Source organism: Acidovorax sp. LjRoot74 (genome assembly GCF_964254355.1).
Lineage (GTDB): Bacteria > Pseudomonadota > Gammaproteobacteria > Burkholderiales > Burkholderiaceae_C > Acidovorax.
In genome coordinates this window covers 1,129,463-1,147,190 of sequence record NZ_CAXUTI020000001.1, presented here as the reverse complement: position 1 = coordinate 1,147,190, position 17,728 = coordinate 1,129,463, and the positions used below count along the sequence as shown (strand labels likewise).

General features: G+C 60.4%; 21 protein-coding genes and 1 tRNA gene. 5 read left to right on the top strand and 17 right to left on the bottom strand.

The genetic code is table 11. The features are described from left to right. Nucleotides 1–5 precede the first annotated feature (5 nt). The gene (locus tag ACSQ3O_RS05375) at nucleotides 6–833 is read left to right on the top strand and encodes a DUF4344 domain-containing metallopeptidase (protein ID WP_436138113.1); all 828 of its coding nucleotides are present in this window, start codon (nucleotides 6–8) and stop codon (nucleotides 831–833) included. Between the two features lie 100 nt (nucleotides 834–933). On the opposite strand, the gene ACSQ3O_RS05370 is transcribed toward ACSQ3O_RS05375, so the two are convergent. The 14 genes from ACSQ3O_RS05370 to ACSQ3O_RS05305 form a co-directional block, all read right to left on the bottom strand. Continuing rightward, nucleotides 934–1,010, bottom strand: a tRNA-Ile gene (locus ACSQ3O_RS05370). A 50-nt stretch (nucleotides 1,011–1,060) separates the two neighbouring features. Beyond that, entirely contained in the window at nucleotides 1,061–2,065 is a 1,005-nt protein-coding gene (gene hrcA, locus ACSQ3O_RS05365; protein ID WP_436138112.1) for a heat-inducible transcriptional repressor HrcA, read from the bottom strand. Nucleotides 2,066–2,074: 9 nt separating this feature from the next. Continuing rightward, nucleotides 2,075–2,665, bottom strand: coding sequence for a recombinase family protein (locus ACSQ3O_RS05360; RefSeq protein WP_436138111.1), 591 nt, complete (start codon nucleotides 2,663–2,665; stop codon nucleotides 2,075–2,077). A 267-nt stretch (nucleotides 2,666–2,932) separates the two neighbouring features. Then, on the bottom strand, nucleotides 2,933–4,081 hold the full coding sequence (locus ACSQ3O_RS05355; RefSeq protein ID WP_436138110.1) for a zonular occludens toxin domain-containing protein: 1,149 nt from the start codon (nucleotides 4,079–4,081) through the stop codon (nucleotides 2,933–2,935). A gap of 3 nt (nucleotides 4,082–4,084) precedes the next feature. Next, complete coding sequence (locus tag ACSQ3O_RS05350) at nucleotides 4,085–4,384, bottom strand: DUF2523 domain-containing protein (protein ID WP_436138109.1); 300 nt, start codon at nucleotides 4,382–4,384, stop codon at nucleotides 4,085–4,087. A 2-nt stretch (nucleotides 4,385–4,386) separates the two neighbouring features. Next, nucleotides 4,387–4,752 carry a virulence factor TspB C-terminal domain-related protein gene (locus tag ACSQ3O_RS05345; protein WP_436138108.1) on the bottom strand — a complete coding sequence of 122 codons (366 nt, stop codon included), beginning with the start codon at nucleotides 4,750–4,752 and terminating at the stop codon, nucleotides 4,387–4,389. 164 nt (nucleotides 4,753–4,916) lie between these two features. Further along, nucleotides 4,917–5,291: a hypothetical protein gene (locus ACSQ3O_RS05340; RefSeq protein WP_436138107.1), complete on the bottom strand. Its 375-nt coding sequence runs from the start codon at nucleotides 5,289–5,291 to the stop codon at nucleotides 4,917–4,919. A gap of 735 nt (nucleotides 5,292–6,026) precedes the next feature. Then, nucleotides 6,027–6,245 (bottom strand): major capsid protein, encoded by a 219-nt coding sequence (locus ACSQ3O_RS05335; protein WP_436138106.1) that lies wholly within the window; start codon nucleotides 6,243–6,245, stop codon nucleotides 6,027–6,029. A gap of 3 nt (nucleotides 6,246–6,248) precedes the next feature. After that, nucleotides 6,249–6,455 (bottom strand): hypothetical protein, encoded by a 207-nt coding sequence (locus ACSQ3O_RS05330; RefSeq protein WP_436138105.1) that lies wholly within the window; start codon nucleotides 6,453–6,455, stop codon nucleotides 6,249–6,251. After that, a complete protein-coding gene (locus ACSQ3O_RS05325) occupies nucleotides 6,448–6,630 on the bottom strand; it encodes a hypothetical protein (protein WP_436138104.1) in 183 nt (60 codons plus the stop codon). Before ACSQ3O_RS05325 ends, ACSQ3O_RS05330 begins: the two co-directional genes overlap by 8 nt. Further along, the gene (locus ACSQ3O_RS05320) at nucleotides 6,620–6,841 is read right to left on the bottom strand and encodes a hypothetical protein (RefSeq protein WP_436138103.1); all 222 of its coding nucleotides are present in this window, start codon (nucleotides 6,839–6,841) and stop codon (nucleotides 6,620–6,622) included. Before ACSQ3O_RS05320 ends, ACSQ3O_RS05325 begins: the two co-directional genes overlap by 11 nt. A gap of 16 nt (nucleotides 6,842–6,857) precedes the next feature. Next, nucleotides 6,858–7,178: a hypothetical protein gene (locus ACSQ3O_RS05315; protein WP_436138102.1), complete on the bottom strand. Its 321-nt coding sequence runs from the start codon at nucleotides 7,176–7,178 to the stop codon at nucleotides 6,858–6,860. Between the two features lie 22 nt (nucleotides 7,179–7,200). After that, nucleotides 7,201–8,424, bottom strand: a complete 1,224-nt coding sequence (locus tag ACSQ3O_RS05310; protein ID WP_436138101.1) for a replication initiation factor domain-containing protein — start codon at nucleotides 8,422–8,424, stop codon at nucleotides 7,201–7,203. Continuing rightward, on the bottom strand, nucleotides 8,421–9,392 hold the full coding sequence (locus ACSQ3O_RS05305) for a hypothetical protein (protein ID WP_436138100.1): 972 nt from the start codon (nucleotides 9,390–9,392) through the stop codon (nucleotides 8,421–8,423). The genes ACSQ3O_RS05310 and ACSQ3O_RS05305 overlap by 4 nt, the downstream gene beginning before the upstream one ends. 111 nt (nucleotides 9,393–9,503) lie before the next feature. Here ACSQ3O_RS05305 and ACSQ3O_RS05300 point away from each other — a divergent pair, with 111 nt between their 5' ends. The 4 genes from ACSQ3O_RS05300 (at nucleotide 9,504) to rapZ (ending at nucleotide 13,699) form a co-directional block, all read left to right on the top strand. After that, a complete protein-coding gene (locus ACSQ3O_RS05300; protein WP_436138099.1) occupies nucleotides 9,504–10,082 on the top strand; it encodes a DUF2726 domain-containing protein in 579 nt (192 codons plus the stop codon). Nucleotides 10,083–10,263: 181 nt separating this feature from the next. After that, on the top strand, nucleotides 10,264–11,163 hold the full coding sequence (locus tag ACSQ3O_RS05295) for an NAD kinase (protein WP_436138098.1): 900 nt from the start codon (nucleotides 10,264–10,266) through the stop codon (nucleotides 11,161–11,163). 2 nt (nucleotides 11,164–11,165) lie between these two features. Next, the gene (gene recN / locus ACSQ3O_RS05290) at nucleotides 11,166–12,836 is read left to right on the top strand and encodes a DNA repair protein RecN (protein ID WP_436138097.1); all 1,671 of its coding nucleotides are present in this window, start codon (nucleotides 11,166–11,168) and stop codon (nucleotides 12,834–12,836) included. Further along, nucleotides 12,836–13,699, top strand: coding sequence for an RNase adapter RapZ (gene rapZ, locus ACSQ3O_RS05285; protein WP_137746711.1), 864 nt, complete (start codon nucleotides 12,836–12,838; stop codon nucleotides 13,697–13,699). Before recN ends, rapZ begins: the two co-directional genes overlap by 1 nt. A 30-nt stretch (nucleotides 13,700–13,729) precedes the next feature. Here rapZ and mutY read toward each other — a convergent pair whose 3' ends face one another. From mutY to mutM, 3 genes are all read right to left on the bottom strand, one after another. Continuing rightward, the gene (mutY, locus tag ACSQ3O_RS05280) at nucleotides 13,730–14,803 is read right to left on the bottom strand and encodes an A/G-specific adenine glycosylase (RefSeq protein ID WP_436138096.1); all 1,074 of its coding nucleotides are present in this window, start codon (nucleotides 14,801–14,803) and stop codon (nucleotides 13,730–13,732) included. Next, a complete protein-coding gene (locus tag ACSQ3O_RS05275; protein WP_436138095.1) occupies nucleotides 14,800–16,761 on the bottom strand; it encodes a dynamin family protein in 1,962 nt (653 codons plus the stop codon). Before ACSQ3O_RS05275 ends, mutY begins: the two co-directional genes overlap by 4 nt. Before the next feature lie 147 nt (nucleotides 16,762–16,908). Continuing rightward, nucleotides 16,909–17,724, bottom strand: a complete 816-nt coding sequence (gene mutM / locus ACSQ3O_RS05270; RefSeq protein WP_436138094.1) for a bifunctional DNA-formamidopyrimidine glycosylase/DNA-(apurinic or apyrimidinic site) lyase — start codon at nucleotides 17,722–17,724, stop codon at nucleotides 16,909–16,911. Nucleotides 17,725–17,728 lie beyond the last annotated feature (4 nt).

Here is a 17,728-nt window from a genome sequence, read left to right as displayed (position 1 = left end):
ACGTCATGCATCGCTGGCTCATTGCACTGTTGGTGACCCTGGGCGCGAGCAGCACATGGTGTCAGCCCGCCCCTCTTCCGCTTGAGCATCTGCTGTGGTCAGGCAGGGCTATTCCGTTCTATGGAACGCCCTCTAGCGAAGAATCAAAAGGCATTTTGGCATTGGTACAAGGTGCCAATCTGGCTGAACGCATGGCATCTTTCACCCAAGGTCGGATGCGCCTTCGCCACAATTTAGCCATCGGATTTCAAGACTGCGGCATGTCGAATGCCTTCTACAAGCCGACGAATCGTGCAGTTGTCATTTGCACCGAGTTCGTCAAACACGTTGCAGATCTAATTGCAGACCGCAGGGCCTTTTTCGCGCAGCAACCGCCCGAAGTCGCCGGACAGTGGTTATTGAGCATTCTGTGGATCGTCTATCTCCACGAACTGGGCCACGCCATCATCGATCTGAACCAGGTAGCGGTAACCGGCCGCGAGGAAGATGTGGCGGATCAGTTCGCCATTTGGGCATCCCTCAACTACGTCAACGATCTTGGACTGCCAGCGTTCGTACCAGGGGTTTGGTATTTCAAGGAACTGGCAACCTCGCAGCGCCTAAAAGACCTCCCACCCGAAACCCTCGCGCACCTGCTGTCCGATGAGCACTCGCTACAGGGGCAGCGCGCTGTGAATTTCGCGTGCTGGGTTTATGGAAACAACCCGGGTGCAGGGAGAAGCCTGGCGCAATTCGTAGCCCTCTCCGATGCACGCTCACAACGCTGCGGGGCGGAGTACCAGGCACTCCACAAGGGAATCCAAAGCCAATTCCGCAAGGCGCTGAAACCCTGAGCAAGAAATTTCGGATGCAATTCAGGCGGGAATTGTAGAAATTCAGGCGGAAATGTAGAAACGCCCCAGAGCCCTTTCGGGTTCTGGGGCGCATAAACACTGGTAGGGCGTGTTGGACTTGAACCAACGACCAAAGGATTATGAGTCCTCTGCTCTAACCAACTGAGCTAACGCCCCAAGCCATGCTCCAGCGCTATACAACGGGGCAAGCGCCGTATTGTAGAGGCTTACTTGCGGTGGCTGAGCGCGTTGGAAACCAGCTTGGAGGTGATGTCCACAATCTGGATCATCCTGTCGTAGGGCATGCGTGTGGGGCCGATCACCCCCAGCGTGCCCACCACCGTACCATCGACTTCGTAGGGCGCACTGACGATAGATAACTCTTCAAAAGGAACGACTTGGCTCTCGCCGCCAATGTAGATGCGCACACCTTCTGCCTGGCTGGAGATGTCGAGCAGACGCAGGATTTGGGTCTTTTGCTCAAAGAGGTCAAAGGCACGCCTCAAATTGCCCATGTCGCTGGAAAAGTCACTGACCGCCAGCAGGTTGCGTTCACCAGAAATGACCACTGCGTCTTGTGCCTCTGATAGCACTTCGGATCCGACATTCACGGCGGCCTGCATGAGTGATGCAATCTCGCCACGCAGCACATCTACCTCGGACTTCAGGCGCTCGCGCACCTGCTCCATCGCAAGTCCTGCATAGTGCGCATTCAGGAAGTTGGATGCTTCGATCAGCTGAGACTGGGAATAGTCGGCTTCTGTGAAGATCACCCGATTCTGCACATCGCCCTCGGGCGAGACAATGATGACAAGAAAGCGCCGTTCGGAGAGTCTCAGGAACTCGATGTGGCGAAACACCGAAGTGCGCCGTGGAGCCATCACGACGCCGACAAACTGCGACAGGTTCGACAACAACTGCGCCGCATTGGCAATCACCTTCTGCGGCTGCTCTGGGGCAAGCTGGGGGGGCGTCAGCGGGTCCCGTTGCACCGTCAGCATGGTGTCTACAAACAATCTGTAGCCACGTGCCGTGGGGATTCGCCCTGCAGAAGTATGGGGACTTGCGATCAGCCCCAACTCCTCCAGGTCCGCCATCACATTGCGGATGGTGGCAGGTGACAAATCCAGGCCGGACGCCCTGGACAGGGTCCGAGACCCCACTGGTTGCCCGTCAGCGATGTAGCGCTCGACCAGGGCTTTGAGCAACAACTTGGCACGGTCATCGAGCATGGAATGATTTTACTTTTGTAATCGCGTCTTCGCCCAGCGTCCCCGCCCCTCATGGCGGTGGATGTGGTCGCGTAAGCTACTGATGGAAACGCCCAGCATATCCGCAAGGGTCCGCTGGTCATACCAGCCAGAACGCCAGCACGCCGCCGCCTGGGCTGCATCTTCTTCAGAAAGGGCACGCTTTCGGCCCCACGTTTTGCCAGCGGCACGCGCTGCCCGCTGACCAGCGAGGCACCTTTCCCGGATCAATTCACGCTCGAACTCTGCGAAGGCTGACAGCAGATGAAGGAACATGCGCCCCTGGGGCGTGTCGGTTTCGATTGACTCGGTCAACGACCGGAAGCCAACGCCCTTCCCTTTCAGGTGTTCAAACACCTTCACGAAATGGGACACGGAGCGGGCCAGCCGATCAAGCTTGTAGACGACGAGAACATCACCCTTGACCATGGCGGTCAACAGCTTGTCCAACTCTGGGCGGTTCTTCACCGCCGAGCGCTTTTCCTGCACAACCTTGTCGATGCCCGCCCGACGAAATGCGGCCAGCTGCGCCGCTGTGTTTTGTTCAGTGGTGGAGACGCGGGCGTAGCCGTAGATGGTCAAAACTGTAATCAGTCAGCTGTGATTTTGATAGCGCGAATGTATCAAAGGGTACTGCCTGATTTACGGCCACACATGGGGTTTATCACCCCATACCCCGACCCCACCACTACGCCACAAGGGCTACGTTCTCGGGGCCCCGGTTTGTCTCTCAGAAACAGAGGGGCGGGCTACTTGGCGAGCCAGCGCAACACATAGCCGAAGGCCACCATCAGCCCGGTGTGCAAAAGCTCTAGAGCAATCAGAGAGTAGTCAACGCACATAGGCACCTCATTCGGTCAAGCTAGATCGCACCTGGGCATTGCGCGCGGCGAGGCCCTGCGCCCATTCGGACGTTGTTTTGACGGGCTCAGGCTTGGGCGCATGCATGGGCATGGGCACCGAGCGCACGGGCTGCGGCTGCGATGCTGCTGCAGAGGCAGGAAGGGGCACGGCGGGGGCCTGCGGCGGGGCCATTGGCTGCTGCATAGGGGTGGACTGCTGCCAATCCACAAAGAAGCCCTGCGCGACGATCTGGAGGCACACAGAGCCGCTCACCTGCAGGAGGGTGGCTTGCTGGGTGTAGCACTTGCAAACGTTGCCCATCTGGACGCACGCAGCAGGGTATGGCGCGACCGTGGGGCGGGTCACTTCGTCGTAGGCGGGGGCTGTGTGCGGGAAGTCTTTCAGGCGCGCGGTGCGCTGGTCAATGTACTGGTCGGGAGTGAGCTTTTGTAGACCCGGCATCTGCGGTGCTGCACCGGCCTGCGCGGCGGGTTTGGCTGCGGCTTTGGCTTCGGTTTTTGACAGCAGCTTGGAGCTTGCAAACCAGATCAAGAGAGGGATCAGGAGCAGGCAGGCGATGAACACCCAGACCTTTGCAGGGATGCGCTTTTTGCCGGTGTGCAGGCTGGCGGATTTGTACCAGCCGTACACCTCCTTGGGGTACGCCTGCATCGTGACGGTGCCGGTTTTGCCGCTACCGTCTTTCTCGCAGTTGGGATTGACTGCGGCCCATTCCAACACACTGACCATATCGACGCCAAACGAGCGCTTGAGGTGGCGGTGCCAGCCTGGGGGACCAACGAGGCGGCGCACGAAGCTATCGAGGTTCTGCGGGTGCTGGGTGACCAAGTAGAAGTCAAAACCGCGCCTGCGGTGTTCTGCCAGCATCTTGACGGCATCGGGCACGGCAGCGCCTGCGGGGCGGTTGGGCAGGTCGTTATGGGCTTCGTCAATCAAAAAGATTGTGCCGTCTGGCTCTGCCTGCCAGTCTTTGAAGTCGATCTTTTTCCAGCCGTCCAGCTCACCGCCTGGAGTGGGTTCAAAGCGCCCGTTGTGGCAGACGGGGCGGTTTTCTTTGAGCTGGCGTTCTCGCACCCATTTGAGGGTGTTGAGAGTTTTTCCGGCGCCGTTCGCGCCCGTGATGATGTGCAGCATGGCTTACTTGATCGCCCAGCGCTTGAAGGTGTCGCTCTGCAGGCCATCAAGCAGCATGCGCGCAGCGATTGCGCTTGTCACGATGCTGATGGACACGCCGACTTTCATGGCGGCGAGCATGGAGAAGACCTCGGGGGGCAGTGCCGTGAAGCTGCTCACGGCCTGCGACTTGAGCATGTCCAGGGACGCCGACATGCCGGTGTAGGTGATGACAGACATGCCCAGGGCGATCAGCACGCGACCGACCAGGGTGCCGACCAGATTGATGAGCATGCCGCCGATTGCGGCGATGAATACAGGCATCTCTAACCCCTTGTGAGAATGCGCGCGGCCAGCAGCAGGGACACCGCGACCATGATGTTTCCGATGACCGCGATGGCGGGACAAATCTTTGTGAATGGCAGCGTGATCGCCTGCCCCATGACAACGACGTTGACATCGTTGGTGCACTGACCGCCACCGCCAAACAGGTCATTCATGCTGATGCGGCCAAGGAAGCTGACGGTTTCATTGCCGGGGAGGTTGCCGGTTTGATTGCCCTCTTTGCCTTTGTTGTCCTGGTAGAGCTTCGACTCGGGTGATTCGTCATCGAAGAGCTTGCAGGCCCTGCGGTGCTGCTCTTGAGCAATGGCGCACTGAATGGCATCGCCTTCGCATGAGAAGCCACTCATGCAGGCACCGCCGAAGCCGCTTTTTTCCCCGTCGCCTTCACCATCCCCGCCACCGCCACCACCGCCGCCACCGCCCGAGGGTGGCTCTGTGTAAACGCAGGTGCTACCCACCTTGACAGAACCGGGCGGACAAACCCCGTCGCCATCCGGCGCGGTGGGGTTCTTTATGCAGAAGCGACCACTTTGCGAGTAGCCAGCAGGACAGGAGCCGTCAGGCTCCTTGGGGGCTGGCTCAGGGGGAGGCATAGAGCCGCTCTCATCACCGGGCTTGACAGGCCCAGGGCCATCACCGCCCGTATCCCCACCGGTGCCGCCAGTGCCACCGCCAGTGCCGCCACCGGTCCCACCGGTACCGCCGCCAGTACCCCCACCGGTACCACCACCCGTGCCACCACCAGTCCCACCAGTGCCGCCGCCTGTACCTCCACCGGTACCGCCGCCAGTGTCGCCACCAGTTCCGCCACCCCCATCACCACCAGTGCCCCCACCGGTACCACCGCCATCACCGCCACCAGACCCGCCACTGCCTGAACCACCATCACCGGGCTTGCAAGTAGCGCCAGTCTGGCGACCCGTGCCCACGCATGACAGTTGACCATTGAGGCGGACGCAGACAGACGGGTTTGCTTTGACCGTGCAACCATCCTCACAAGTGAAGGTGGGGTTCTCGCCATCGGTCATACGATCCCCGACAGCCTTACCGGGCTCGCAACCATTCTTTTTGCATTGCCCATTGATGCGCGTGTATCCCGGCTCGCATGGCGGTTCCTTGACACACAAACCGTTTACACGGATTTCGTCAGGATTGCAGTTGCGAGGAACGCATGCGCCGCCCTGCTCAACGTCATAAGGGTTTGGACAGGCGGTATCAGGGCCGCGAACGGGGATGCCAGTGCCGCCGCCGTTGTAGCCACTGCCCCAGCTGCTGGTGTAGGTGTAGTGGCACTGATCACCATCAATGGCAGCAGTGATGACTGTGTTTGTTCCTGTAGCAGACAGGTACTTCGCACCGACCAAACCGCTACAGGCATCTGCCGCAGTTGTGCCGCGCGAAGTCCGGTCACCGTAGCTGATCGACCACGCTTGAAACGCGAAGGCATTGCACGCGAACAGCGAGAGCAGCGCGGCGAGGGCTAGGCGGTGAAGATGAGCCATGCAGCCCCCAGCGTTGAAATGATGACGAGTAGGCCCATGTTTTGCACCTTGAAGAAGCCCACCGCGTGAGCTTTTGCAAGGCCCCTGCCGGCCGGTCAGGGAGCACATGCAGCGGGCGCTTAGGAGATAGCGCGGCGCACCCACTTGAAGGCGGCGACGGCCACCACGACCAGCAGCACGGCGGCGCCGATCAGGCCGATAGGGGCGATGGTGTCGTCGATCTCAGCGACAACGCTGGTCACGTCGATGGCGGCGTGTGCAGCGTTGGTTGCCAGGGTCAGGGCACCGACTGCGGCCAGGGCTGCGAGCTTGCGGGTTTGGGTGTTGAAGCGGTTCATTTTTCAGTCCTCGTTAGGTTGGTTTCCATCGGATGTTTTGACCGTTTGAATGAGCATGCGAAATGCCCACGCAACGGCCCATACCGCCAGGATGGCGCTGGCGATTGCTGCTCCCTCTTCTGCAGTCAACTGCAGCGGAGGAAGGCTTAATTCGTGCACCACAGTCACCGTGCAGGTGCTGGGGCAGTCGATGACGGTGGGGTCAGACATGGACGCGAGTGCGAGCGTCTGCAATGCGTTGGCGCTGGGCAATGCGGGCGTGCAGGCGCAGGGCCAGAACGTGCATGGAGCCAACGAGCAGTTGCCACAAGGCGGCACCTATGAAGCCGCTGCAGATGCCGACGATGGCCAACCGCTGGGCCACGTGGACAAGATCAATTTCCATGGATGGGCTCCTGTTTCTTGTAGAGATCATCGAGGTCCACGACCTGGGGGCGGTGGAATGCTTCGGTGTGGTCCTCGATGAGCTGAACGCAGATTTCGAGGTCTTCCACGATGGCGGCTTCGCAGAGCAACATGACCCACTCCGGTTGCCCGTCCTCGAAAGACGGCGCGAGGAATGCGCCTGTTGTGCGGGACTGGATCACGTTGCGCATGGCGTGCCTTTTGGCCTTACGCGGCCTTGGCTGTGGGCGCTGGCTTGATGGCGAGCAGCGTGAGCTTCGTGGTGTTGTCGGACCCGGCCACGATGTCGAATTCGCATTCGCACATCACGCCACCGAGGGGCCACGAATTTTTGAGGTGTGCCCACTTTTGGAACTCGGTGGAGTCGCCCAGCTTGAAGGGGCGAGTGACGACGCCGATGCTCTCGCCGCTGGAAGACTGCGCAATGTCCACCGACAGATGGAACGTGGTGGAGTCAAAAGGACGGCCTTCGTAGTCGCCCTTGGATTGCTTGAGGCCGTGCAACACGGCTTTGCTGGTCATCTTCATGGTTGGTCTTTCGTGGCCTGGGTTAGTGGGCTAACGCGGTGTGGCCAGCACCGGAGCCAGAGACTTTTTTGAACATGGCTTGATAGACGCGCTCTACTTCGGGGCGCTTGAATTTAGAGAGGCGACCGGGCAGCTCTGCGCAGTTCTCAATGAATTGCGAGAGGGTTTCGCGGTCCATGCAAAGGAACGCAAGCGCAGCGGACTTACCAGCCGTAGAGAAGAGCCAGCGCGCGTTGCGCGTGCACTCCGCCATGAGTGTTTCGAGGGGGAGGCGTGGCTCTGTTTTGATGGGCTCAGGCGCTGCAATAGCACCATGCTCAGACAGCATCAATGCGTGCCAATCGCTGGCACCTGCGAAGAAATCGGCGGGCCTGCGGAGCATGTCTGTGGGGAGCAGGCGCTTTTGATTTCCATAGCGCAACTCGATACGTTGCCAGCCGGTGGCGTCCTGCTTTCCGTAGAGCTGAACGCCCTTGTCATAGACGTTGGTTTGCTTGCCTGCGGCCTTGCTGCCGAAGTAGAACGAGCGCCCAACACCACCAGCACGCCACGCACCCACACAGTTGTGATCTGGACGGTGGCCGAGGTGATCCATGCAGCCGCTGTCGTAGTCGGCTGCGATGCGATCCATGCCGCCGCTGATGCCATCGAAGAAATCCAAGGCCAGATCGCAGCGAGTGACCAGGGCGCGGTGTTCGTCCATGTAGTCGGCCATGCGTGGTGCCCAGCCTGGGGCAGCGAAGGTGCAGGCAACGCCGTACAGGTTGCAGTGAATGGTTTTGGACTGGGCGCGCTGGCGTGGGCTTTCTCCGGAGGCGAGGAAGCCAACCCATCCGCATTCAGTGCCTGCGCGCAGGATGCTCCAGCGGTATCGATAGAAGTCGTGCCCCTTCTTCAATTCGGGGTCTACGGTGAAGCCTTTTCCGAGGATTGCGCACACGTTGTTGGCAAGCTCCAGCGCTTGCGTGCTGGCTGCAAAATCAGGATCTGGAATGTCGCGCAGCAGGTGGCAGAGCTTGGAGCGGCGGCGGTCGTCTTCGCTGAGCTGGTGATCTGAACGGAGGTCGAATTCCGAAGCCTGGGCGGGCGGGAAAAGATGCTCGACCGTGGGAATGGGAGCAAACCGCAAATTGACTGTGAAGCGGAGCCAATCGACATGAACGGGAGAGCCGGTTTGGACGCGCTCCGCTTGCAAACGGAGCTTGACCTCATTGCCCTCTAGGACGAGCGATGTGGGATGGGTCATGCGGCTGACTCTGGAAAGTTGTCCCCGTGATTACCATCGGGGACCGAAGCTGTGCAAGGTGCTACGCACCCCCCAAAATTGATAGCACCGCGCGTCGCAGCCGCGCCCGCGCTTCGCTTGCCGGTCGCGGCTGCGCCGCTCTCCGCCCATGCCTTGAAGGCAGCACGCTTGGAAGCTGCGCGGATTGGCGCAGCCTGGTCGCTGTAACAGCGGTCCTGGCCAGCGGTAACAGCAGACGTTGCGCCGGCCGCTGTAACTGCGATCGATGGCTGTAACTGCGAGCCAGCGCACTTGGCGGCAAGGCCCACCAGAAAACGGGCAAATGCTGGTGGCGTGCGCTCACGATCTGCAGGCGAGAGCTTGAGGGTGCGGCCCGCAGCTCGGTGTAACTGCACAGGCAGCTCACCAACGTTTTCGCGGCTGCAGCCGACGATGTAGAGGTATGTCGGCTTGGGTGCGGGGTGGCCCCACCAGCCCTGATCGACAAGCAATGTCCAGCCGCCCCAGGCGTCCACTTTTCCCGGGTGCGGAAGCTCTGCGGCATGCCATAGGGTGCTGCCCCATGGGTGTTCCAGCACTCCCCCGCAGCGGCGCACCTGCTCGACGGCGAACAGGGCGAGGGCTTTTTCATCGGGGCGAGGTTTGGCCCAGTGGCGCAGACGGCCCCAGCCACGGCAAGGCGGATGGCAGACAACGGGGTTTTTTCCGGTGTAGCCGCGTGCATCGCGCTGCGCATCCCAAACGTCATCAACCAGGCCGAAGTAACAGGAATCGGAGCGGGCGAAGAGGACCGACACACCAGGTCGCTGTAACACCGAGCTGGAGAACAGATCCAGCATCCCGGCGCCCGATTGCATGAGGACTTTGCGACGGGTGCCCGCCCCCAGCGCAGACGCTGCAGGAGCCGCCACAGCACTTGCAGCGCCTTTGGTGGCTGGGGGTGGGCAGACGGGGGTTGTGGCGGTCATGGCGGCTCCGGCTATTGCAATCACATTGATTGCAGGCGGGAGAATAGACTCGCCATCACCATGATTGCAACACTGCAACCATGGTGATTGCAAAATTACAACGCTTGAAACATGAAAACCTTGATATTTCTGGTCGTCTTGGTGGTGATTGCAGCGATCGTGATAGCTGCGCTGAAGAAAAAACACACAGCCGACCGCAGCGAGGGTGAAGAGCGCGAACCACCAAAAAGGAAGCGCCTTCTCACACAGCGCGAAGAGGCCATGTACAACCGGCTCACGACCTCTTTGCCGGAATCAAAAATTCTGGCGCAGGTTTCATTCGGAGCTTTGCTATCTGCCAAATCAAGAGCTACACGAAACAGCTTTGACAGAAAAATCGCAGACTTCGTTGTGTGCGACAAGTCCCTGCAAGTGCAAGCGGTTATCGAACTGGACGACGATTCACACAAGAAAAAAACAGAAGAAGACGCAGCGAGAGACACCCTACTAGCGAGCGCTGGATACCGCGTCATCCGATACGCCAACATCCCAGACATTGACCAACTGCAACGCGACTTCCCACTGGAAAAAAGCACCCTCAAAGGATCGAAAAATGCTGTCAACAATGACCCTATTGGAACAAGCCCTATCGATGCAACCAGCTCAGTACTGGCACGAAAAGCTGAACCTGAACAGGAACGCGCTTCATAACGCGAGACAAAGGGGCCACATCAGCCCAGCAATAGCAGGAGCACTCGCAGACGAGCTGGGCGAGGATGTGAAGACGTGGATAGTGGTTGCAGCGCTGGAATCAGAGCGAGAAAGCGCATGCAAGACGCGGATGATGAAGCGCGTCGCAAAACTCACATCTGTTTAATGATGTAATTTCGCGATGACGTCCAATTTCCGCCATGTCGCACTCATAGGCAAGTATCAAGCTTCATCTGCGGGCTCCATGGGCGACAGTTCTCGCCAGGCACTGGAAGACATAGCCCACTTTCTGGAACGCCAGGGATGCGAGGTGGCGCTGGAAGCTGAGACCGCCAGCAACACGGGGTTGACACATGACTACCCTTCGCTGAATGTAGACGACATCGGAGCCCGATGTGATCTGGGCTTGGTGGTTGGTGGCGACGGTACGATGCTGGGCATCGGCCGCAGGCTTGCCCGGTTTGGCACGCCGCTGATTGGCATCAACCAGGGGCGACTGGGCTTCATCACCGACATTCCGTTCGACACCTATCAGACAACCCTCTCGCCCATGCTGAAGGGGGCTTACGAAGAGGATCTCAGGCCCTTGATGCACGCCACCGTGGTGCGCGATGAGCGGGTGGTGTTTGAAGCCCTTGCCATGAATGACGTGGTCGTGAACCGCGGCGCAACCTCCGGCATGGTGGAGTTGCGGGTCGAAGTCGGTGGACGGCTGGTGGCCAATCAGCGTGCCGACGGGCTCATCATCGCCTCCCCCACGGGTTCGACGGCCTACTCGCTGTCCGCCGGAGGGCCCATGCTGCACCCATCCATTCCAGGCTGGGTTCTGGTGCCCATTGCGCCACACACCTTGTCCAATCGCCCCATTGTGTTGTCAGACGCCACGGAGGTGGCAGTGGAGGTCGTGAGCGGCCGCGATGTCAGTGCCAACTTTGACATGCAGTCGCTGGCCTCGCTGCTCCATGGCGACCGTATTCTGGTCAAACGATCGGAGCACTGTGTGCGGTTCCTGCATCCTCAGGGTTGGAACTACTTTGCAACGCTGCGCAAAAAGCTGCGCTGGAACGAGGGAGGCTCCTGACCATGGCACTCCGGCGAATCACGCTGCGTGACTTTGTGATTGTTCAGGCGCTGGAGCTCGAGCTCCAATCTGGCTTTACCGTGCTGACCGGCGAAACCGGGGCGGGCAAATCCATTCTGATCGATGCATTGCAACTGGCCCTGGGGGCGCGCTCGGACGCTGGGGTTGTGCGTGAAGGCTGCCCTCGAACAGATATTTGCGCAGAATTCGATTGTCCAGAGCATGTTCGACCGTGGCTGGAAGAAGCAGGGTTTGATTCAGAGGACATGCTTTTGCTGCGTCGCACGGTAGACGCGCAGGGTAAAAGTCGCGCATGGATCAATGGGACACCGGCAACGGCAGCGCAGTTGCGCGCACTAGGCGACATGCTGCTCGACATTCACGGTCAACATGCTTGGCAAAGCCTCACCCGTCCCGAGTCGGTACGTGGGTTGCTCGATGCGTTTGCGGGCATCAGCACCGCGGACACCCTGACCCGATGGTCGCAATGGCGCGCGGACCAAAAAACCCTGCAGCAGGCACGCCAGGCCCAGGCCACATTGCAGCAGGAGCGTGAGCGGCTCCAATGGCAAATCAGCGAAGTAGAAAAACTGGCACCTGCTCGCGATGAATGGGATGAGCTGGATGCGCAACACAAGCGCCTGTCGCATGCGCAAGCGCTTCTGGATGCCGCCGACGGCGCCATTCAGACCTTGCAAGCAGATGAGGCTGGTGCACTCAGTGCACTGACGCAGGCCCAAGCGCTCCTTCAGGCCCAGGAGCACATCGAACCCGAATTTGCCAACCTGGCCGACATCCTGGCGTCAAGCCTTGCTCAGGCCAATGACGTGGTCCATTCGCTGCATTCATACCTGCGACATGCAGACATTGATCCACAGCGGCTTGCCCAGCTGGATACCCGCATGTCTCAATGGATGGCCCTGGCCCGCAGGTACAAACGGCCACCCGCTGAGCTGCCCGCACTTCTGGAGGACTGGAAGGCCGAGATGCGCCACCTCGACTCCGCCACCGACATAGAACGGTTACAAGCCGCCGAGACGGCCAGCGCCAAAGCCTATCAGGCTGCAGCTCGGACGCTTTCCCAGGCGCGCGCCAAGGCAGCACCCAAGCTGTCTATCGCCATTACCCAGGCCATGCAAGGCCTCGGTATGGAAGGAGGAAGGTTCGAAGCGTCCGTGACACGCGCCCAGGAGCCCGCAGCCCACGGGCTGGATGAGATAGCGTTCTTGGTCGCCGGCCACCCTGGCATGAGCCCCAAGCCGATCGGCAAGGTCGCCTCCGGCGGTGAGCTGTCGCGCATCTCTCTCGCCATCTCGGTCACTACGAGCGAACTGGGCATGGCGCCTACACTCATCTTCGACGAAGTGGACTCCGGTGTTGGCGGCGCTGTTGCAGAAACTGTGGGCCAGCTGATGCAACAGCTGGGCAGCGATCGCCAAGTGCTGGCCGTAACCCACCTCCCCCAGGTCGCGGCCTGCGCGCACCATCACCTCAAGGTGGCCAAACGCAAGAGCCCGACAGGAACTACCAGTACCGTGCAGGCGATCCAGGAGGAACAGCGTGTAGCTGAAATTGCGCGCATGCTGGGTGGCGAACGCTCCACAGCCACAACCTTGGCCCATGCCAGGGAAATGCTGAACCATGTGGCGACAACCCTGGGAGTGGATGACTGATGGCGCTTGAGATTGTTCTGATCACGGGAATGTCGGGTTCAGGCAAGTCTGTGGCCCTGCATGCCCTGGAGGATGCAGGGTACTACTGCGTGGACAACCTCCCCCCCGAGCTGCTGCCCGCTTTTGTGGCGCTGGAGCATCGCCACCATGGGAACCGCGTCGCCATCGCCATGGACGTGCGCAGCGCGACATCTCTGCATCAGGTTCCCCAGGAGCTGAACCGCCTGCGCAGCCAGGGCGTAGCTGTCCAGTCGATTTTTCTCGATGCGACCATCGACACGCTGGTGCGGAGGTTCTCCGAAACGCGCCGCCGCCACCCCCTGTCCCATGACGATCTGCAGCAAGGACGGCGGGCTTTGGTGCAAATCATTGAACTCGAACGTGAGTTGCTGGCCGACCTGCGCGAGCAATCACACGTCATCGATACCAGCACGATACGGGCGTCCCAACTGCAAAGCTATGTCAAGGGCCTGATGTCCACCGCACAAGGGCAATTGACCCTGGTGTTTCAGTCCTTTGCATTCAAACGTGGCATCCCCATGGATGCAGACTATGTATTTGATGTGCGAATGCTGCCCAACCCCCACTATGAGTCGGCACTGCGCGACTTGACCGGACTAGACCAGCCCGTCGCAGACTTTTTGCACCACCAGCCCGACGTGAGTCTCATGCGCGCACACATCGAGCAGTTCCTGGCACATTGGCTGGACATGCTGGACAGAAACCACCGCAGCTATGTCACGGTTGCGATTGGCTGCACTGGCGGGCAGCACCGCTCTGTTTACCTAGTGGAGAGGCTCGCGGAGGCTTTCAGCGACCGCTGGACTGCCCTGAAGCGCCACCGGGAACTCGACGGTCGCTGAGGGTCGCCAGTGGAGACCAGCTCTGCCTTCCTACCATAGCCGGGCCTGCGTTGCGTCCAGCAACTTGCGAATGGGGGCGGGCAACCCCACCGACGGCCATTGATCCTGCCCCAGCCACTCGCCCTCCCCCAAGGCGCCGCCCCCAACATCACCGCTGATCAGCACCGGATGAAGATGCAGGTCCCTATGCGTGAGTACATGCACAAAAGGAGGCAACTCTTCCAACACACGCTGCGACGGGTCACCAAGTCCTGCCACGAAAGCAGCGGAGGCAGCATCATCGGAAAAGACCGGCACACAATGCATGCCTGCCCAGATGCCCGTTGGAGGGCGTCGCTGCAGCCAGACACGGCCCCGTTCATCACGAACAATTGCCAAGTGCCAGGACTCGGCCCTGCGGGTCAGCTTGCGTGTTCTGACGGGGTAGCGCTCAGCGTCGCCATCTTTCAAAGCCTGGCAGGACTCCATCACAGGACAGGCGGAACAGCTAGGGGCGCGCGGAGTGCAAATCGAAGCACCCAGGTCCATGAGCCCCTGGGTATAGCGGGGCATCGCGTAGCCCAGGTCCTGCGACGGCAGCAGCGACTCGGCAAGCCCCCACAACAAACGCTCGTTGGCCGCCGATGCCATGTCTTTGTCAAAACCCAGCAAGCGCGTCAGCACCCGCCGCACATTAGCATCCAGGATCGGCACCCGCTCTGAAAAACAGAATGCGGCAATGGCCCCTGCCGTAGATCGACCAATGCCCGGCAGGGTCGCAAGAACCTCCGCCGTACGAGGAAACGCCCCCCCATGCTCTGCCACGACCTGCTGCGCACACCGGTGTAGATTGCGCGCCCGACTGTAGTACCCCAGGCCGCTCCAAAGCCCCATGACTTCATCTTGCGGGGCATTTGCCAACGCAGTGACGTCAGGGAACCGCGCCAGAAACCGCGCGTAGTAATCGAGCACTGTACTGACCTGGGTCTGCTGCAGCATGATCTCTGACAGCCATACCCGATAAGGGTCTCGGGTCTGCTGCCATGGCAGGTGGTTGCGGCCATGGCGTGCCTGCCATACCACCACACGCTCGGCGATGCGTGCTTCCTCTGCGAACACACTCATGCCGACACAAGATATGCGTCGGAAGCGGAAGGCTCCAGGCCCGGCAAGGCGATGAGCTGGGACGTAAGTTCCTGCAGTCGGCGCTCTAACTGGCTCAGCGCCTCTTCACCAATTTCGATCTCCGAAATACGCTCCACCAGCCCGCTGGCCGCTTGCTGTATGCGGTCCACCGCTTCGATGCGGCGCGCGAAACTGCGGCGGCGCTCACGCAATTGCGCATCCAGCTGCGCCGTTGCCGACTTGCTCCACAGCTCAAGGTCGTTGGCAGCAGATTCATACACCGTGCGCAATCGCATGGCCAAGGCCCGTACGAGCCGCTCGGCAAACTCCGGCTGCGCCAGCTTCAGCGCGTTGCCCACGCCCAGGTACTGCAAGTGGCTTTGTTCGATCTGGTTCAGATCATGTGTGAAGTGCTCTAGCTGCGGAGGTGTGGGCACCTGGAGAGAGAACCCAAACTCGGCATTGAGCTGCCGGAAGGTGCCCCCCAGCATGGCCTGAATTTCTGTGCCGGAAGCCTGCGCTTTGTCCAGCGTGCCGCGCAGCTTGTCGAAAGTCTGAACATAAATTTTCTTGACGCCCAGCTTGAGACCCTTTTGCTGCAGCGTCTGCGCCAGCTCCGCAAGCTCGGCCTTGAGCGCTTTAGCGCCCAGTTGCTGGAACACGTCCCGCAGCAGCTTGAGGTGCACAGCGCGCACAGCCTGAATCTTGGCGGTGCTCAGGTCGAATTCGCGCTGCTCCTGCTCGATGCGATGGCGCATCGACTCAATCACCGAGGCATTCTTGCCTCGCAAGCTGCGCAACTCGGCCATCTGGTCGTCCAGGTCGCGGCGGCGGATGTTGATGACCCGAGCGGTCTCCGTACGCAGGCTGGCCACCCCAGTGGAAACCGCCGCCCGCAGAATGGAACGGCGGCGCCCCATGATGCCTTTGGCAAGGGCCTCTTCCAGCACTGGCAATCCACTGGTTTCCAGCAAGACGTCGTCCGCAGTGATCTTGGCAACCAGCCCCTTCTGGGCCGAAACAGGCACCACCCTGTCCAGCGGCACGCCAAGCATTTCAGCAGAGGTGCTGCACTGGCGCTCCATCTGAGCCTGCACCTGTTCGGCGCTGTTCAACGTGTCCCACAGCGTGTCGATTTTGTTCAGCACGACGAGACGCGCATCCATTCCGTCTGACGAGATCGCGAGATGCTCGCGCCAGATGGACAGGTCAGAACGGGTGACCCCGGTATCAGCACTCAGGATAAAAACCACCGCATGCGCTTGCGGAATCAGGTTCACGGTCAACTCAGGCTCTGCGCCCACCGCATTCAAACCCGGCGTGTCCAGAATCACCAGCCCCTGCTTGAGCAAGGGGTGCGGAATATTGATGATGGCGTGCCGCCACATGGGCACTTCCACCAGGCCCTGTGCGTCGGGCACAGGATTTTCATCGGTTAGCTCATCGTGCCAGAAGCCCAGCGCGCGGGCGTTGTCCAGACTGACCTTGCGAACCTCGGCCACCTTCTCCAGCGCCTTGGCAATCTGGTCAGCATTGCTGACATCCAGAGGAATTTCCGTCCAGCGGTCGGTCTTCATTCGCCACTCGGCCAACCCCTGCATCTGCAGACGCGTCTCGATCGGCAACAACCTCAAGCTGGGCGCAACCGCAGCGTCATACCCTAGCTCCGTCGGGCACATGGTGGTTCGACCAGCGCTCGCAGGCATGATGCGGCGCCCATAGTCCGCAAAAAAGATCGCATTGATCAGCTCGGACTTGCCACGGGAAAACTCCGCCACAAAGGCCACCATGACCTTGTCGCTACGGACCTGCTCCTCCAGGCGGTGCAGCCTCTCCTGCACGGCGGCATCCATGAGGTCATGCGAGGACATCCACTCGGCCAGCCGCTTGAGCTGCTGGGCGAACTCCCGCCGCCAGGCACCATGCTGGTCGAACTGTTCGTTGAATGAAGGTCCCACTTTGCTCCCACAGATCTATGAATGGCCTACAGGGTAGACATACACAAAATATAGCATCGACCGCACGCGGGCTGTCGCCGGCCCAGGATTGAGGCCTTTGCAAGCCTAAAGCGTACCGCTGCACTATTCACCGCGCAGCCTATCCCCCTATGGTCTCTGGCACCGGGGGCAGAAGTAGCTGCTCCTCTGCCCCTGACGCAAAAGCCGTATCGTCGTGCCACAGGCATGGCATGGAGCGCCTTCCCGCCCGTACACATTGGCAGCGGTCTGAAAATGCCCTGCCATGCCCTCCGCATTTGAAAAGTCGCGCAATGTGCTGCCCCCCATATCCACGGCACGCGCCAGCACCACACGAATTGCCTCGTACAGACGACGTACCCGCGCAGCCCCGATGCGGCAAGACGCCGCAGTGGGCCGGATCCCCGCCATAAAAAGCACTTCAGACGCATAGATATTGCCCACCCCCACCACCAGATGCCCCGCCAGCAGCAGCTGTTTGATGGGCATACGGCTTTTTCTCAGGCCTTCCTGAAAATGCGGAAGCGAGAACGCATCAGACAACGGTTCCATTCCAAGCGCCCCCAGCAGCTTCACGGCCGCTGCCGCATCTTCACTGGCGGCATACACCACCGCGCCAAAGCGACGCGGATCGTGCAATCGCAAGGTTCCCTGGTCGGTTACCAGATCAAAATGATCATGAGGTCCGCACGGCGGCAAACCACGTGCAAAACGCAAACTGCCCGACATGCCCAGGTGGACCAACAGAAGCCCGCCACTCAGGTCCGCTAGCAGGTACTTGCCCCGTCGGCGCAACCCCAATACCTGTTGCCCCACAAGAGACAGAGGATCACAGCCCAAGGGCCAACGCAACGGCTTGCCCAGAACCACGGCTTGAATTTTTGCCCCCGCGATTGCATCGGCAAAACTGCGGCGGGTCACTTCCACTTCGGGCAACTCAGGCATACAA

Excerpts from the sequence above, each read along its gene's own strand:
- ACSQ3O_RS05375 (WP_436138113.1), top strand. The coding sequence starts at position 6 with ATGCATCGCTGGCTCATTGCACTGTTGGTGACCCTGGGCGCGAGCAGC.
- hrcA (WP_436138112.1), bottom strand. The coding sequence starts at position 2,065 with ATGCTCGATGACCGTGCCAAGTTGTTGCTCAAAGCCCTGGTCGAGCGC.
- ACSQ3O_RS05355 (WP_436138110.1), bottom strand. The coding sequence starts at position 4,081 with ATGCTGCACATCATCACGGGCGCGAACGGCGCCGGAAAAACTCTCAAC.
- ACSQ3O_RS05350 (WP_436138109.1), bottom strand. The coding sequence starts at position 4,384 with ATGCCTGTATTCATCGCCGCAATCGGCGGCATGCTCATCAATCTGGTC.
- ACSQ3O_RS05345 (WP_436138108.1), bottom strand. The coding sequence starts at position 4,752 with ATGAGTGGCTTCTCATGCGAAGGCGATGCCATTCAGTGCGCCATTGCT.
- ACSQ3O_RS05340 (WP_436138107.1), bottom strand. The coding sequence starts at position 5,291 with ATGGTGGTTCAGGCAGTGGCGGGTCTGGTGGCGGTGATGGCGGTGGTA.
- ACSQ3O_RS05335 (WP_436138106.1), bottom strand. The coding sequence starts at position 6,245 with ATGAACCGCTTCAACACCCAAACCCGCAAGCTCGCAGCCCTGGCCGCA.
- ACSQ3O_RS05330 (WP_436138105.1), bottom strand. The coding sequence starts at position 6,455 with ATGTCTGACCCCACCGTCATCGACTGCCCCAGCACCTGCACGGTGACT.
- ACSQ3O_RS05325 (WP_436138104.1), bottom strand. The coding sequence starts at position 6,630 with ATGGAAATTGATCTTGTCCACGTGGCCCAGCGGTTGGCCATCGTCGGC.
- ACSQ3O_RS05320 (WP_436138103.1), bottom strand. The coding sequence starts at position 6,841 with ATGCGCAACGTGATCCAGTCCCGCACAACAGGCGCATTCCTCGCGCCG.
- ACSQ3O_RS05315 (WP_436138102.1), bottom strand. The coding sequence starts at position 7,178 with ATGAAGATGACCAGCAAAGCCGTGTTGCACGGCCTCAAGCAATCCAAG.
- ACSQ3O_RS05310 (WP_436138101.1), bottom strand. The coding sequence starts at position 8,424 with ATGACCCATCCCACATCGCTCGTCCTAGAGGGCAATGAGGTCAAGCTC.
- ACSQ3O_RS05305 (WP_436138100.1), bottom strand. The coding sequence starts at position 9,392 with ATGACCGCCACAACCCCCGTCTGCCCACCCCCAGCCACCAAAGGCGCT.
- ACSQ3O_RS05300 (WP_436138099.1), top strand. The coding sequence starts at position 9,504 with ATGAAAACCTTGATATTTCTGGTCGTCTTGGTGGTGATTGCAGCGATC.
- ACSQ3O_RS05295 (WP_436138098.1), top strand. The coding sequence starts at position 10,264 with ATGACGTCCAATTTCCGCCATGTCGCACTCATAGGCAAGTATCAAGCT.
- recN (WP_436138097.1), top strand. The coding sequence starts at position 11,166 with ATGGCACTCCGGCGAATCACGCTGCGTGACTTTGTGATTGTTCAGGCG.
- rapZ (WP_137746711.1), top strand. The coding sequence starts at position 12,836 with ATGGCGCTTGAGATTGTTCTGATCACGGGAATGTCGGGTTCAGGCAAG.
- mutY (WP_436138096.1), bottom strand. The coding sequence starts at position 14,803 with ATGAGTGTGTTCGCAGAGGAAGCACGCATCGCCGAGCGTGTGGTGGTA.
- mutM (WP_436138094.1), bottom strand. The coding sequence starts at position 17,724 with ATGCCTGAGTTGCCCGAAGTGGAAGTGACCCGCCGCAGTTTTGCCGAT.